Origin of the sequence: Streptomyces sp. NPDC007991, from assembly GCF_042958445.1 — a bacterium.
Taxonomy (GTDB): domain Bacteria; phylum Actinomycetota; class Actinomycetes; order Streptomycetales; family Streptomycetaceae; genus Streptomyces.
This window is the reverse complement of sequence record NZ_JBIBJD010000027.1, coordinates 1-14,661: the sequence shown is the minus strand read 5'-3', so window position 1 is coordinate 14,661 and position 14,661 is coordinate 1. Positions and strand designations below refer to the sequence as shown.

The window sequence follows — 14,661 nt, the reverse complement described above, 5'->3', positions numbered from 1 at the left end:
GACGAGGCGTCGATGGAGATCGCGGCGGGGGAGTTCGTCACTTTCCTCGGCGCCTCGGGGTCGGGCAAGACCACGACGCTGATGATGATCGCCGGGTTCTGCGAACCCGACTCCGGCACCATCACCGTCGGCGGCCGTGACGTCACGCGGCTGGCGCCGCAAAAACGCAACCTCGGCTTCGTCTTCCAGCAGTACCTGCTCTTCCCGCACATGAGCGTGCGGGAGAACGTCGCTTTCCCGCTCACGCTGCGTGGGGTGGGCAAGGACGAGGTCCGTCGCCGGGTGGGGGAGACGCTGGAGATCGCGGGTCTGTCGCGGTTGGCCGGGCGTAAGCCGCGTGAGCTGTCCGGCGGCCAGCAGCAGCGTGTCGCCTTGTGCCGGGCGCTGGTCTACCGCCCGCCGGTGATCCTCATGGACGAACCGCTCGGCGCCCTGGACAAGAAGCTGCGTGACCAGCTCCAGGTCGAGATCAAGACCATCCAGCAGGAACTCGGCCTGACCGTCATCTACGTGACGCACGATCAGGAAGAGGCGTTGGTGATGTCGGACCGGATCGCGGTGATGCGCAACGGCCTGATCGAGCAGTTCGACACCCCCAGGGAACTGTTCGAGCGGCCGAAGACGCCGTTCGTGGCGGACTTCCTCGGCGCGGCCAACTTCCTGCCCGGCCGGGTAGAGCAGCACGACGGCGAGCACACTCTGGTCCGCCTCGATGACAGTGGCGGCCTGCTCAAGGCGCGCCGTCACCAGCTGGCCCCCGGCACCGCTGTGAAGGTCGCGGTGCAGCCGGGCCGGCTGCGTGCCAGCGCCAGTGACGACGGATTCTGTACCGGCACGGTCGAGACCGCCACCTACGTCGGCACCCTGGTTCGCGCCGGGGTGCGCATCGACGGCGGTCAGGCGCCGCTGCTGCGCCTGGAAGTGCCGGCAGGCCGAGGCCCCGTCGCAGGCGAGCGGGTCGGGATCACCGTCGATGCGGAGGACGTCAACCTCTTCGCCAGCGAACAGGCGGGGTGAGTCATGGCAGCCCGCACCGCCACCGCCCCTGCCCGTCCGCGCAAGCTGCTGGCTTCGCGTAAGACCCGGGTCGGGATCTTCTACGCGCTGCCGGTCGTCGTCTACCTGCTGGTGCTGTTCGTCTACCCGATCTTCAGCACCCTGCTCCTCAGCCTGAAGGACGCCGACGGCTCCTTCACCCTGCACTGGTACGCCGACGCCCTGACCGGCGTCAACCTCTCCGTCCTGATCACCACCCTGCGGATCTCCGCCGAAACAGCCGTACTCAGCCTGGTCTTCGGCTTCGTGCTGGCCCAGGCGATCACCCGGCTCAAGCCCATCCTGGCCGGCCTGGCCATGCTGGTCGTCGTCGTCCCGCACTTCGTCAGCGCCCTGGTGCGCACCTACGGCTGGATCATCATGCTCGGCGACAAGGGCCTGGTGAACGAGACCCTCACCAGCCTGTCGGTCCCCGGCGCCCCGTTCCAGCTGCTCTACAACGAGCTCGGCGTCGTCATCGGCACCACGTCGATGATGCTGCCGTACACGGTGCTGCTGCTGTACGGGGTGATGCGGGGTGTGGACCGGCGGCTGCTGGCGGCCGCGTCCAGCATGGGCGCGGGACGGGTGACGATCTTCCGCCGGGTGTATCTGCCGCTGGTCGCCCCGGGTCTGGCCAGTGCCGGACTGCTCAGCTTCATCCTCTCGCTGGGCTACTACATCACCCCCGCCCTGATGGGCGGACCCAACCAGACGATGATCGCCACCCTCATCAACCAGCAGGTCACCAAGGAGAACCAGTGGAACGGGGCCGCCGCACAGGGCGTCATCCTGCTGGTCCTCACCCTGGCCGGACTGTTGCTGGTCAAGGCCGTCAGCTCGCTGGGCGCCAGCCGTAAGAAGAGGAACGCGTCATGATGGAACTGCGCAGCAGCCTCGCCGGGCGGATCGTCCTGACCGCCATCGCCACCCTGACCCTGCTGTTCCTGGCGCTGCCGATCGTCGTCATCCTCGTCACCTCCTTCAGCAACAACGCCTTTGCCGCCTTCCCGCCCGAGGCGTGGACGCTGAACTGGTACAAGGCACTGTTCGCCGACGGCAGCAAATGGCCCGCCGCGCTCTCCCTGAGCGCCCTGGTCGCCGCCCTGAGCACCGTGTTCTCCCTCATCATCGCGGTGACCGCGGCGACCGCCCTGACCCGCAGCGAACTCCCGCTGCGCTCGGCGGTCTTCGCCCTGGTCCTCGGCCCGCTGCTCATCCCGCAGATCGTCACCGCACTCGGCCTGTTCCTGCTCTTCGAGCCCGCCGCGATGCTGGGCAGCCCCATCGCCATCGCCCTCGGCCACACCGTGCTCGCCTCACCCATCGCGGTGCTCATCCTGATCGCGACCCTGCGCGGCATCGACGAACGACTGGAGGACGCCGCGGCCAGCATGGGCGCCGGCCGGCTGACCATCGCCCGGAAGATCACCTTCCCCCTGGCCGCGCCGGGAATGATCGCGGCAGCGATCTTCTCCTTCATCACCAGCTTCGACGAGTTCTACATCTCCCAGTTCCTCTCCTCCGTCGACACCGTCACCCTGCCCGTGCAGGTCTACAACTCCCTCACCTTCGAGATCGACCCCAGCGTGACCGCCGTCAGCGCGCTCCTCACCGCCTTCGCCATCCTCGCCCTCGCCCTGGTGGCCCTGGTGCGCTGGATCGGATCCGGACGCCAGGGCTCCCTGCTCTCGGTCGAAAACACGGTCGGCGTCGCCAACCCGGGAGGCGAGGCCGTATGACCGCCGCCGCCGCCACCGCTCAGCGGCAGCTGCTGCACATGACCGCCAACGGCTCGCTCGGCCCGGACGGCGAGGGCCTCCTCGCCGTCCGGCGGGGGAGGGTACCCACGCCGAGGACGCCGACGGCAGGCGCTTCATCGACGGCCTGTGGGGGGCCGGCCCGCCTCGGTCTGGTCGTCGGCCTGATCCCGCGCCGACTGCGCGAGGCCGGCCTCCTCGCCCGCGTCTGCAACCGCTTTGTGCCGCTGATCGGATCGAGCCCCCGCTGATCAGCGACCGCAGCCCCGTCGCCGGGCTCCTGGTGGTGCCCGGCCGCGCCCCTCTTCGAAAACTCCCCGCTAAGGACCCGACATGAAGACGATTCCCTACTGGATAGATACCGCTGGGGCGTTTGCCGACCGGTCCGGCAAGCCGCTGACCGAGGACACCGACCTGGTGGTTATCGGTGCCGGCCTGACGGGTCTGTCCACCGCTCTGCACTCCGCCCGCAAGGGCGCCCGTGTCACCCTCGTCGAGAAGGGCCAGATCGGCTCCGGTGCCTCTGCCCGCAACGGCGGCATGGCCAATCTGGGCTTCACGATCGGCGTACGCCAGGCCATCCGCCGGTACGGCCTCGAACGGGCCCGCGAGATCTACAACTCCTACGGCGAGGCCGTGGACACCGTCGAGCGGCTCGTGAACGAGGAGTCCATCGACTGCCAGTTCAACCGCGTCGGACGCCTGGGCGTCGCGTCCCGCCCCGCGCACTTCGAGAGCAAGAAGGCCCAGCAGCGCGACCTGGCCAAGTACTTCGGACACGAGACCACTCTGATCGGCAAGTCCGAACTGCGTTCCGAGATCGGCTCCGACGCCTACCACGGCGGCCTGCTCGACCCGTTCAGCGCCGCACTGCACGTCGGCCGCTTCGTGCGCGGCATGGCCGAGGCGTGCGAGCGCACCGGTGTCGAGATCCACGAGCGCAACGCGGCCATCGGAGTGCGGCGTACCGCCGCCGGCCGTTTCGAGGTCAGCACCGAGCGCGGTGTGATCCGCGCCGGGCAGGTCATGATGGCCACCGACGCCTACACCGACAAGAACTTCCCGTGGCTGCGCCGCCAGCAGGTCTGTCTGGGCAGCTTCATCATCGTGACCGAGCCGCTGGGCGAGGAGCTGGCCCGGGACATCATTCCCAAGGGCCGCCTCATCGTGGACTCCAACCAGGTCTGCCACTACTTCCGGCTCACCCCGGACAACCGGCTGCTGTTCGGCGGCCGTGCCCGCTTCGCTCCGTCGGACCCCACCTCGGACAAGAAGAGCGGGGCCGTGCTGTTCCGTGAGATGTGCGAGATCTTCCCCCAGCTCTCCCGCACGAAGATCGAGTACGTATGGGGCGGCTCCGTCGGCTTCGCCATGGACCGCATCGTGCACGCCGGGCAGACCGACGACGGCGTGTACTACTCCATGGGATACGCGGGCCACGGCGTGCAGATGGCCACGCACATGGGGCAGGTCATGGCCGAGGTGATGGACGGCCACCCCGAGGTCAGCCCGGTGCGCGACCTCGCCCCACCTCGCATCCCCCTCTACAACGGCACCGCCTGGTTCCTGCCCTTCGCGGGCGCCTACTACAAGACGCTGGACCGCATCCGCTGACCGGTCGACAGCCGGCCTGGGCAGCGCCGGAAGCCAAGGAGATCCTCGCCGCCGACCGTGCGTGGCCCAACTGCTCAGCACGGGGGCCTGTTGCCCGCCGAGAGACTCACCGACCTGCTGCGCGCCGTGACCGTGGAGCGCAGCCGTCAGGCCCTGGTCCCAGATGCACGTTGAGCCTGGTCGAACTCGACCCGGTGACGCTTGGTATGTCCGTTCTCGATTCGCATCGCTCCCGAAACCAATAGAGGAAAAAGCATGTCGCTCCTGAAGACCATCGACACCGATCCCTCCTTCGCTCCCAGCGAGTCCGGCCCGCTGCCGGAACGCCTGATCTCCGGCGACCCGACGTACAAGACCTGGGCCCAGGACACCGCCCGTGAGGGAACGATCAACACGGGCGTCTGGGAAGCCACGCCCGGCGAGACGCGCTCGATCAAGGGCGAGACCTTCGAGTTCTGCCACATCCTCTCAGGCGTCGTCGAACTCACGCCGGAAGGTGGTGAGCCGGTGATCTACAAGGCAGGCGACAGCTTTGTCATGAAGCCGGGCTACGTCGGTGTCTGGAAGACCATCGAAACCGTGCGCAAGATCTACCTGACCGTGTCGTAACGCCGACGCCGCAGGGCACGATCGGCGTCGGGACCTCTCGCGAGGGCTACCTGCCCAGTAGACACATGCCCTCGATGTCCTGAGGACCACGCTGTGGCAGAAATGCGGCTCAGCGACGGGGTGTGTGGCGATGGGACCGTCGGCTGCCGCCCGGTCCCATCCGTACTGCTCGGCGTCGCCGCGTGGAAAGCAGGCGGGCGCACGCAGAGGCCCAGATCGAAAGGCCCTCCGTGCGCCCGCGGCTCGCAGGCGGTGGGTGGCGAAGCGCACCGCCGGATCTCCAGCGTCTCGCGCAGGCGGCAGCGGAACGTGGCGGCCGGCTCGACGGCATGGTCCGGCCGAGCGTGCGAAGCACCGTCAGGGCAACGGTGCGCACCACAAGCAGAAAGCCACCGGCAGCTTCGATCCTGGTGATCTCACTGCACGGGATCGATCTGCGACTGACAAGCGTGGAGAACTGCGTCCGATTGGGCGGTGAGGCAGGTGGTGCAGCTTCATGCGGATCGTTTGCGGCTCGGGGGCGACGAGCTCGGGCTCGTCGTGCGGGGAAGGAGCCGGGTCCAGGCGTCGAGGTCGGCGGCGATCGTGGCGGCCGGCACCCAGGCGGTGTTCCTCTGCCAGGACTTCGAGGGCAGCAGCCCGAGGCCGACCCGTTTGATCCTTTTCACGTGGTCCTCGACCTCGGCGTGATCACGGTAGAGGGCGTCCACGAACCACACCTGCCCGGAGCCGGGAGCTCCAAAAAGCCCGTGGTGAGCGGGGATGTTCGTGGCCAGGATCTGGTGGCGTCGGCCGGTGTGCTTCTCGAAGGCGGTCAGCTTCTTCGCAGCCCGCCGTGAGGGCTTGAGCCGGCGCTCGATCGGCCGCATCCCGGTCGGCCAGCCGGTCAAATTCGGCGACCTGGTAAGAAACCATGTCGCTGCGGGTCCCTTGATCTCGTGGACCTTGCCGTCCTGCCGCAGCGCGGCCGTCCGCACCTTCTCTGGCAGCAGTGCGATGGCCTGCTCGTCCGTGGCATTGACGGCCCAGCCGGTCACCCAGCGCACCCGGCGCCGGCGCGTGGACAGCTGTTGGAGATGATCGAGCGGGGCGTGGCTGAAGGCCGCGCCGTCCGGTCCGTACCAGCAGCTTCGACCACAGCGGCAGCGGGAGCTGCCGAAACGCCGAGGCCAGGACCGCCTTGTGGTCGGTGGCGCTGGGCGGGGCGGTGTCCGGCCGCAGCAGCATGGCGACGCACTCACGGGTGTCGGCCACTCACGCACTCAGCGGCATGTGACCGAAGCCGCCCTTGAAGGTGCCCGCCGCGTCTTCCTTGCGGCTGGTGCAGGTGACGATGGTCGTGTCCAGGTCGAGGACGTACCAGTCGGCCGGCTCGCGGCCGCACACCGACGCCGGGTCGCGGGGTGAGCAGCGTCCACACCACGCGGCGGATCGCGGCGCGGGCGCGCTCGATCGGGCCCGCGACGCCGGGCGTCGTTCGCCGCGAGCACGGCGCGAAGTGCTGTCCGAGAGAGGTTCGGCCGAACAGGCCCGCCAGTGGTACCGGAGTTGCTCGGCCTCCGAGATGTTCCTCGCACCGGGCACGATTGCGCAGGCCGGCGGGACCAGTGCCGTGCCCCGGTCCCGCCAGGCGGGCCCGGGGGCCCCTCGGCAACGCCGCATTCAGCGCAGTGGTCAGGCGGCGCGGTCGGTAACCTTCCCCGAGCAGCAGCAGGCCCGCGTGGCCGATCAGGTTCTTGCCGTCGGCCCGCACGGCAAGGCCGATGCTCCCAGCCGGTGCTCTGCACCGTCGGGTGCCTTTTCCTCGCGGTCTTCTTGATCTAGCCAGTCCGGATCATCGCAGGTGGGAGGCACCCTTCTGCTGTCAGGGTGTCAGGGTGTCAGGGTGTCAGGGTGTCAGGCGATCGTTCCAGCCGCATTCATGAGGCCGATGCTGCAGACAGTCAGGCGCACCCTGTCCGCAGATCTGACAGTTCCTCCGGTGGCGGCACTGCCCAGAGAGTCGCGCTCGGCGCGGAAGGCGGTCAATGCACCACGTCACTGGTGTGGTTGATGCAGACGACTTTGGGTTGGGTCATCTCCTCGAATGCGAAGCGCACGCCCTCGCGGCCCATGCTGCCGTATTTGAATCCGCCGAACGGCATGGCGTCGAAGCGGTAGTCGGACGAGTCGTTGATCATGACTCCGCCTGCTTCGAGCAGCCGGGCAGCGTTCAGGGCGCGGTCCAGGCGTGAGGTGAAGATGCCGGCGTGGAGGCTGTAGTCGATGGCGTTGGCCTGTTCGATGGCGTCCTTGAAGGATGTGAACGGCTGCAGCACGACGACCGGGGCGAAGACCTCCTCCTGCCAGATCGAGCAGGTCGCGGGGACGTCTTCCAGGACGGTCGGCGTGTACAGGGAGCCGCTCACGTCGTTGCCGCACAGCAGCCTCGCGCCTTCGGCCAGGGCCGTGTCGACCTTGGCCCGGGTGGCGGCCGCGGCCTCCTGGGTGATCATGGGGCCGACGTCGGTGCGCTCGTCGAGCGGGTCGCCGACGCGCAGCAGCCTGGTGCGGGCGACGAAGGCGTCGCGGAAGCGCTCGTAGATTTCGCGGGCGATGAGGATCCGCTGGGTGCCGATGCAGTTCTGGCCGGCGGCCCAGAACGCGCCGCAGACGCAGGAGGCGACGGCCTCGTCGAGGTCGGCGTCGTCCATGACGATGACGGGGGCGTTGCCGCCCAGGTCCATGGCGAGCTTTTTCAGGCCGGCCGTGCGGGAGATGGCCTCGCCGGTGGCGAATCCGCCGGTGAAGGACACCATGCGCACGTCGGGGGCGGCGACGATCGCGGCGGCGATGTCGGCATTGCCGTTGACGACGGTGACGGTCTCCTCGGGCAGGCCGGCCTCGATGAGGGTGTCGACCAGGCGCAGCGCGGACAGTGGGGTCAGGGCGGACGGTTTGAGGATGACCGCGTTGCCGCCGGCGATGGCCGGGCCGAGCTTGTGGGCGACCAGGTTGAGGGGGTCGTTGAACGGAGTGATGGCGGCGATGATGCCCAGCGGTTCGCGGGTGAACCAGCCCCGCCGTTTCTCCGAGCCCTCATAGGAGTCGAAGGGGATGACCTCGCCGGCGTTGCGCCGTGCCTCGGCTCCGGACAGGGACAGGGTGTTGACCGCGCGGGCGACTTCCTTGCGGGCCTGGGTGATGGTCTTGCCGGCCTCGTTGACGATCAGTTGGGCGAAGGACTCGGCGCGGCGCTCGATCAGGTGGGCGGCGCGTTCCAGGACCGCGGCCCTGCAGGCGCGGGACAGCGCGGCCGCGGTGCGGCGCCCGCACCTGGCCTGCTGCAGGATGCTGCCGACGGCGCCTGCGTCGACGGTGGGTACCGAGGCGATGACCTCGCCGGTGTAGGGGTTGTGCACGGGCGCCGTGTCGGTGCCCAGTTCGATGCCGGGGGGTACGACGGTGTCAGACACGGTGCGTCTCCTCAAGGACGGGGCGCGTGGGCGCGGCGTAGTCGTCGGCGTGGCGGTGGTGGAGGGTGATGATGTCCGACAGCAGGGCGTAGGCGGTCTCGATGCGGCCGGCGCCCGGTGCGGACACCGTGACGGTGCCGAGGAGGCTCGGGTCGTGGACGTCGATGGTGCCTCGGGCGCCCGCTCGGCCGCCGCCGATGCGGGCGGCGGCCTCGTGGGCGGCGGCCCGTGCGGCCGGGTCGGAGGTGAGGAGTTGTGTGGTGGAGGTCATGCCGATCACTTGCTTTCCTGCGCGGTGATGACGGTGATGAGGGCGGCGACGAGCCGGCGGAGTTCGTCGTCGGTGGTGATGAAGGGCGTCCTGATCCGGACGGTGTTGCCGCGCGCGGGCGGGTGACGAACCCGTGCTCGATGAACTCGTCGGTGCCCGCTTCGGCGCCGAGGCGGCTGGCGGGGTGACGCCGCCGGGCAGCCCGGTGCCCCGCGTGTCGGTGACCGCCTCGCGCAAGCACAGTCGGGTCAGCTCCTCGGTGAGCAGTACGTCGAGCTCCGCGACGCGGGGCACGAGTTTCTCCTCTTGGAGGATGCCGATGTTGCGTAGGGCCAGGGCGCCGGCGGTGGCGTGTCCGGCGTAGGTGGCACCGTGCTGGAAGACCGGCGTCTGCTCGCCGTCGCGGTGGAACGGCTGCCAGATGCGCGGCGAGAGCAGGACGCCGCCCCGCGGGGCGTAGCCGGAGGTGACGCCCCTGGCCAAGGTGACCAGGTCGGGGTCGAGGCCGTACCGCTCATCCTCGTGCGCTTTGTGCCCGGTGGCTGCGGTAGTCGTCGAGCCAGCCAAGACCTTCGCTCGTACCGGCGCGGGGACGGTACTCGCAGCCGGTCCACCCGTCGAAGCCCAGCTCGTCGACCACGTCGAGCAGGTGGCGGACGTTGAACTCACCCTGGTCGGGCTCACCCCGGTCGGGCACGCCCGCGATCTGCAGATGACCGATCCGGCCGGTCGGCAGGTCGCGGCGCAGTGTCGTGGTGAGGTCGCCCTCGACGATCTGGCAGTGGTAGAGGTCGAGCTGCACCTTGAGATGGGAGGCTCCCACCTCCTGCACCACCGCGTGCGCCTCCGCCTGCCGGGACAGGAAGTATCCGGGCATGTCGCGGCCGTTGATCGGCTCGATCAGGATGTCGACGCCCGCGGCGGCGGCCCGTTCCGCGGCCCAGGCCAGGTTGGTCAGGTAGGTGTCGCGGTGCTCGGCCAGCTCGGCCGGTGTCGCGTCCGGCCGGACCAGCCCGGCCATCAGGTGCACCCGAGGGCAGCCCAGCGCCGCCGCGTACTCCAGAGCCCGCTCCACCCCGGAGCGCACCTGCGCCTCACGTCCGGGCAGTGCCGCCATCCCGCGCTCTCCCAACTCCCACGCTCCTGCGGGTGCGTTGAAGAGCACCTGCACCAGGCCGTGGTCGTCGAGCCGGCGGCGCAGCTCGGCGGCGTCGTACGTATAGGGGAAGAGGTACTCGACCCCCTTAAAGCCGTCAGCCGAGGCCGCGGCGAAGCGGTCGAGGAAGTCGTGCTCGTTGTACATCATGGACAGGTTCGCTGCGAACCTCGGCATGCTGGCTCCTGTGTTCCGGCCGGGGACGGCCACGGTCAGTGGTTTTCAATCACCTCGCTCCGCAGCCTCCCTGCCATTCCATGGTCTCCAGGGCCCTGGCTGTGGCATGGGCAGGTTCAGCCGTCTGCTCGTGCAGCACACGCACCGCGTTCTCCGTTCCGCTGCGCGGGCTGGAGAGCACGGGCTTGCCGACGGCTTCGGTGATCGCGGGAGCCAGCCGTGCCATGGATGCCTGGGCCAGCACGATCACGTCGGCCTCCTTGGCCAGTGCCCGTGCCCCGTTGAGCACCATCGCGTCGTGGCGGTCGCGGTCACCGGACATCAGCACCGAGAAAGCGCCCTCGCACAGCCGCTCCTGGACGGTGATGTCGCGGCCGGCCGCCCGGGCCTTCTCCTCGACGAGGGCACGGGTCGGCGGCAGCGTCGTGGGGACCGTCGCCAGGACGCCGATGGCGCCCGCGGTCTCGACCGCTGACGCGGTCATCGCGTCGTCGATCTTGACGATCGGGACGCAGACGAGGCGTCGGGCCACGTCGATGGCCGGGCCGACCGAGGAGCAGGCGGAGAAGATGACGTCGGCGCCCGCGGCCTGCGCGGCTTGGGCCAGGTGCACCATGCGCTGCGTGCTGGCAGGCGAGACCTCGCCGTCGCGCACCACGGCTGCGAGCACGTCGCTGTCGATGAAGTGCAGGACCCTGGCGTCCGGCGCGAGTTCCGAGAGGTACTCGTTGATGACCGAATCGGCGTCGACGAACAGCAGGCTGGTGTGCAGTACGGCGATCGAGGCAGTGGTGGACATGATGTCTCCAACAGGGTGGGGTATCGGCCCGCGTGCCCAGGAGGGCACGAGAGTGCGGGGCGAAGCGGTGCGAGACGCGCGCAGCGCGCACGGCCGGGAGGTGGACGACGGCTGCCGCCGGTGCGGTGGACTTAAGGCGGCCAGGCCGCGTTCAGGTCATGCGCCTGCCCCCTCGGTGCGGGGGCTCAGGCGGCCGATGACGTCCACGGCGGCGTCCCGGACCGCGTCGCGGCCTGCCGCCCACAGGGAGACGACGTCGGCGCCGGGCAACGCGGACGGGAGGGTGGCGCGGGTGGCCTGCAGGTAGGCGCGGCGCAGTTCGGCGTTGACGTTGACCTTGGCGACGCCTCGGGCGAGGGCGCCGTGCAGTTCCTCGACGGGCAGACCGCTGGCGCCGTGCAGGACGAGCGGGACGGTTACGGCCTCGTGGATCGCGGCGAGCCGCTCCAGGTCCAGGCGGATGGGGTGCTGGGTGAAGCCGTGGACGTTGCCGACGGCGACGGCGAGTGCGTCCACGCCCGTCGCGGCCACGAATTCGGCCGCCTGCTGTGGGTCGGTCATCGCCGCGGTGTGCGCGACGGCGTCGGTGGAGACGTCCTCGTCGCCGGGGAGGGCACCGAGTTCGGCCTCCACCCAGGCGCCGTGGTCGCGGGCCCGGCGGACCGCTTCCTTCGTCAAGGCGATGTTCTCGGCGAACGGCAGGTGGGAGCCGTCGACCATGATGGAGGTGTAGCCCGCCTGGAGGCAGGCCGTGATCTCGTCCAGGTCCCGGCTGTGGTCGAGGTGCACACCGAGAGGGGCCGTGGAGCGTGCGGCGGCGTCCAGCGCCAGCCGCATCAGGGCCTCGCGGTCGGCGTGCTTGAAGGGACTGGAGCCCGCCTGGATGACGACCGGCCGTCCGGCGGCCTCGGCGGCGGCCGTGACGCCCTGGACCGTCTCCAGGTTGTAGGCGACGAACCCGGGCAGGGCGTGACCGGCGGCCGCCGCCTCCTTCAGGGCATCGGTTCCGTGCAGCAGCATCAGGCACTCCTGAGCAGGTCGAGGGCGTCGGCGAGGGCGTCGGCGCCCCCGACGTTCCCGGCGAAGACGATGTAGGGGATGCCGGCAGCGGGGCCGTCCACGGGCTCCCAGAGCGAGACGATGCCCGGCAGCAGCGTGCCCCGGGCCCAGGCACGGCGGATCCCCAGGCCGTGGGTGGCGGTGTCGCTGGAGGTGATGCCGCCCTTGGCGACGACGAAAGCGGGCCGCCGGATGGCGTTGACCTGGCGCACGGCCTGAACGAGCGCGGCGGAGACCCGGCGGGAGATCGCCAGACTGCCGTCCGCGTCCACGCCCGTCACCAGCACCCGAGAGGTGCGGATCACCGCGTCGGCCGAGTCCAGCGCGGCGGCGGCCGCGGCCGCGACCTCGGCGATGTGGGCGTCACGCCGCTCCTCGTCGAGCAGCAGGGCCACGTCCAGCTCGTACTCGGCGATCCCGCCCCGCTCCCGCAGCCGGTCCGACTGCCGTGTGGTCAGCGCGACATGAGACCCCACGACGATGAGACCGTGCGGTGCGTCGCCGCGCAGCGGGCGCAGTTCGGCCGGGGTGAGCGGTGCCCGCCCGGCCTGCCCGGCGCGGGCCCTGACGAAGGACGGCCCGACCCGGTACACCGGCCGTGTGCCGTTTTTCTCCGCCTGGGCGAGGGCCAGGGCCAGCACCCGCAGGTCGTCGTCGCACACCGCGTCGACCACGGCCACCCGTCCGCCGCGCAACGAGGTCAGCAGCCGCGCCGTGTGCGCCGGGCCGCCGCCGCGCAGGTCGTCGAGGGTGACGCGCAGGACCTCGTCCGCGGGGAGGCGTCCGCCCGTCTTCTCCTCGACCCACTCGGGCAGCGAGGAGCTGCGGTAGCCGAAGGTGGCGTCGCGGGCGAACTCGCTCATCCCGACCGGCAGCAGCCCGCCGGCGGTCCGCATCCAGTGGTTCGAGCCGACGGTCAGCCGGCCCGCCTCGATGTAGGCGGGGACCAGGACGACCCCGTCCGGAGCGCCGGCGCCCAGCTCGGTCAGCTCCTGGGCGAGGACGTCGGTCTCCAGCGGGAAGTGGCCGCGCAGCGTGGAGTCGCCGCGGCTGGCCAGGACGTAGCCGGTGCCCTCGGCCGCGGCGGCCGCGTGCAGGGCGCGGACCACCTCGCGGTTACGGGCGGCGGCGTCCTCGGCAGGCAGGCTGCGGGTGTTGGTGAGGACGAAGAAGACGGCACTGTCCTGGCGCAGCGCCCAGCGCAGGTCGTCCACCGTCCAGGACGTCAGGACGGGCACGTCGGCGACCGTCTGGGTGCCGGTGGGATCGTCGTCGAGGACGACGAGACGGGGACCGCCGGCAATCCGGGCGGCCACTTCCGCGGCGCTCACCTCACGGACCGGGGGCAGCCCTTGAAGCACCGCTGCCTCGGGGACGGGCCGTGTCTGGGCATGGAGGGGTAGGGACATGGCGGATTCCTGCTCCCTTACGGGTAGTTGGGGGGCGAACTCGGTCGGGGTCGCGCCTGATCACGTCACACCAGGGCTTGACCGGGTCCCGCGACGGCCTCGGGGCGGAGGAGCTCGGCGAGGGTGCCGGCGGGCAGCAGGCCCTTGTCCAGGACGAGTTCGGCGACCCCGCGTCCGGTGGCGAGGGCCTCCCGGGCGATGCTGGTCGCCGCCTCGTAGCCGATGTACGGGTTGAGGTTCCGGTGACCAGACCGACGGAGTTCTCCACCGCCGCCCGCAGCGCCTGGGTGTTGGCCGTGATCCCCGCGACGCACCGCCCGGCCAGCGCCCGGCACGCGCGCTGAAGGTGCGTGATGCTCTTGGACAGGGAGTGCCAGATGATCGGCTCGAAGGCGTTGAGCTGGAGCTGTCCGGCCTCGGCGGCCATGGTGATGGTGACGTCGTTGCCGATGACCTCGAAGGCGACCTGGTTGACGACCTCCGGGATGACCGGGTTGACCTTGCCCGGCATGATCGACGAACCGGCCTGCACCGGCGGCAGGTTGATCTCCCCCAGCCCCGCCTGCGGACCCGACGACAGCAGCCGCAGATCGTTGCAGCTCTTCGACAGCTTCACCGCGATCCGCTTGAGGACGCCCGACATCTGCACGAACGCGCCGCAGTCCTGGGTGGCCTCCACCAGGTTGGCGGCGGTGACCAGCGGCAGCCCAGTGATCGCCGCGAGATGACGGCGGGCGGCTTCCGCGTATCCGGCCGGTGCGTTGAGGCCGGTGCCGATCGCCGTGGCACCCGGGTTGATCTCATGGATCAGCTCCACGGCCTCGGAGAGCCGGCTGCGGTCCTCCTCGATCATGACCGCGTACGCCGAGAACTCCTGACCGAGCGTCATCGGGACCGCGTCCTGGAGCTGGGTGCGGCCCATCTTGAGGATGCCCCGGAACTCGACCGCCTTGTCGGCGAAGGCGTCCTGGAGTACGAGCATGGACCTGAGCAGGCCGTGCACCGCGAACACCGTCGCGATCTTGACCGCGGTCGGATAGACGTCGTTCGTCGACTGGCCGAGGTTGACGTCCTCGTTGGGGTGCAGGTGCTCGTACTGGCCCCTGGCGTGCCCCAGCAGCTCCAGCGCCCGGTTCGCCACGACCTCGTTGGCGTTCATGTTGGTGGAGGTGCCGGCGCCGCCCTGGATGACGTCGACGACGAACTGGTCGTGCAGCTTGCCCTCACGGATCTCACGGCATGCCTCCACGATGGCGGCCGCCTTCCTCGGATCCAGCCGGCCGCCTTCCTCGTTCGCCAGGGCGGCGGCCTCCTTCA

General features: G+C 70.2%; 14 protein-coding genes and 1 pseudogene. 6 read left to right on the top strand and 9 right to left on the bottom strand.

Annotated features, from left to right (window positions below):
* The 6 genes from ACFZDA_RS41370 to ACFZDA_RS41345 form a co-directional block, all read left to right on the top strand.
* The coding region (locus ACFZDA_RS41370) for an ATP-binding cassette domain-containing protein (RefSeq protein WP_391091698.1) at positions 1-1,017 on the top strand (1,017 nt) is incomplete at its 5' end.
* Between the two features lie 3 nt (positions 1,018-1,020).
* The gene (locus tag ACFZDA_RS41365) at positions 1,021-1,914 is read left to right on the top strand and encodes an ABC transporter permease subunit (RefSeq protein ID WP_391091696.1); all 894 of its coding nucleotides are present in this window, start codon (positions 1,021-1,023) and stop codon (positions 1,912-1,914) included.
* Positions 1,911-2,777, top strand: coding sequence for an ABC transporter permease subunit (locus ACFZDA_RS41360; protein WP_391091695.1), 867 nt, complete (start codon positions 1,911-1,913; stop codon positions 2,775-2,777). The genes ACFZDA_RS41365 and ACFZDA_RS41360 overlap by 4 nt, the downstream gene beginning before the upstream one ends.
* On the top strand, positions 2,774-3,046 hold the full coding sequence (locus ACFZDA_RS41355) for a hypothetical protein (RefSeq protein ID WP_391091693.1): 273 nt from the start codon (positions 2,774-2,776) through the stop codon (positions 3,044-3,046). The genes ACFZDA_RS41360 and ACFZDA_RS41355 overlap by 4 nt, the downstream gene beginning before the upstream one ends.
* An 82-nt stretch (positions 3,047-3,128) precedes the next feature.
* A complete protein-coding gene (locus tag ACFZDA_RS41350; RefSeq protein WP_391091691.1) occupies positions 3,129-4,409 on the top strand; it encodes an FAD-dependent oxidoreductase in 1,281 nt (426 codons plus the stop codon).
* A gap of 255 nt (positions 4,410-4,664) precedes the next feature.
* Positions 4,665-5,018 carry a cupin domain-containing protein gene (locus tag ACFZDA_RS41345; protein ID WP_161369012.1) on the top strand — a complete coding sequence of 118 codons (354 nt, stop codon included), beginning with the start codon at positions 4,665-4,667 and terminating at the stop codon, positions 5,016-5,018.
* Between the two features lie 494 nt (positions 5,019-5,512).
* Here the strand turns inward: ACFZDA_RS41345 and ACFZDA_RS41340 are convergent, their stop codons facing one another.
* The 9 genes and pseudogenes from ACFZDA_RS41340 to ACFZDA_RS41300 form a co-directional block, all read right to left on the bottom strand.
* Complete coding sequence (locus tag ACFZDA_RS41340; protein ID WP_391091688.1) at positions 5,513-6,055, bottom strand: hypothetical protein; 543 nt, start codon at positions 6,053-6,055, stop codon at positions 5,513-5,515.
* Between the two features lie 217 nt (positions 6,056-6,272).
* Positions 6,273-6,404 carry a hypothetical protein gene (locus ACFZDA_RS41335; protein WP_391091686.1) on the bottom strand — a complete coding sequence of 44 codons (132 nt, stop codon included), beginning with the start codon at positions 6,402-6,404 and terminating at the stop codon, positions 6,273-6,275.
* A 638-nt stretch (positions 6,405-7,042) separates the two neighbouring features.
* Positions 7,043-8,473, bottom strand: a complete 1,431-nt coding sequence (locus ACFZDA_RS41330) for an aldehyde dehydrogenase family protein (RefSeq protein WP_391091684.1) — start codon at positions 8,471-8,473, stop codon at positions 7,043-7,045.
* Complete coding sequence (locus tag ACFZDA_RS41325; protein WP_391091682.1) at positions 8,466-9,311, bottom strand: aminotransferase class III-fold pyridoxal phosphate-dependent enzyme; 846 nt, start codon at positions 9,309-9,311, stop codon at positions 8,466-8,468. The genes ACFZDA_RS41330 and ACFZDA_RS41325 overlap by 8 nt, the downstream gene beginning before the upstream one ends.
* Positions 9,259-10,077, bottom strand: coding sequence for a 2-oxo-tetronate isomerase (otnI, locus tag ACFZDA_RS41320; protein WP_391091680.1), 819 nt, complete (start codon positions 10,075-10,077; stop codon positions 9,259-9,261). The genes ACFZDA_RS41325 and otnI overlap by 53 nt, the downstream gene beginning before the upstream one ends.
* 49 nt (positions 10,078-10,126) lie before the next feature.
* The gene (locus ACFZDA_RS41315; RefSeq protein ID WP_391091678.1) at positions 10,127-10,876 is read right to left on the bottom strand and encodes an aspartate/glutamate racemase family protein; all 750 of its coding nucleotides are present in this window, start codon (positions 10,874-10,876) and stop codon (positions 10,127-10,129) included.
* Positions 10,877-11,032: 156 nt separating this feature from the next.
* A complete protein-coding gene (locus ACFZDA_RS41310) occupies positions 11,033-11,896 on the bottom strand; it encodes a ketose-bisphosphate aldolase (protein WP_391091676.1) in 864 nt (287 codons plus the stop codon).
* Positions 11,896-13,344 (bottom strand): four-carbon acid sugar kinase family protein, encoded by a 1,449-nt coding sequence (locus tag ACFZDA_RS41305; RefSeq protein ID WP_391091674.1) that lies wholly within the window; start codon positions 13,342-13,344, stop codon positions 11,896-11,898. Before ACFZDA_RS41305 ends, ACFZDA_RS41310 begins: the two co-directional genes overlap by 1 nt.
* Positions 13,345-13,409: 65 nt before the next feature.
* Positions 13,410-14,661: pseudogene (locus ACFZDA_RS41300) on the bottom strand (aspartate ammonia-lyase); the annotation flags it as partial.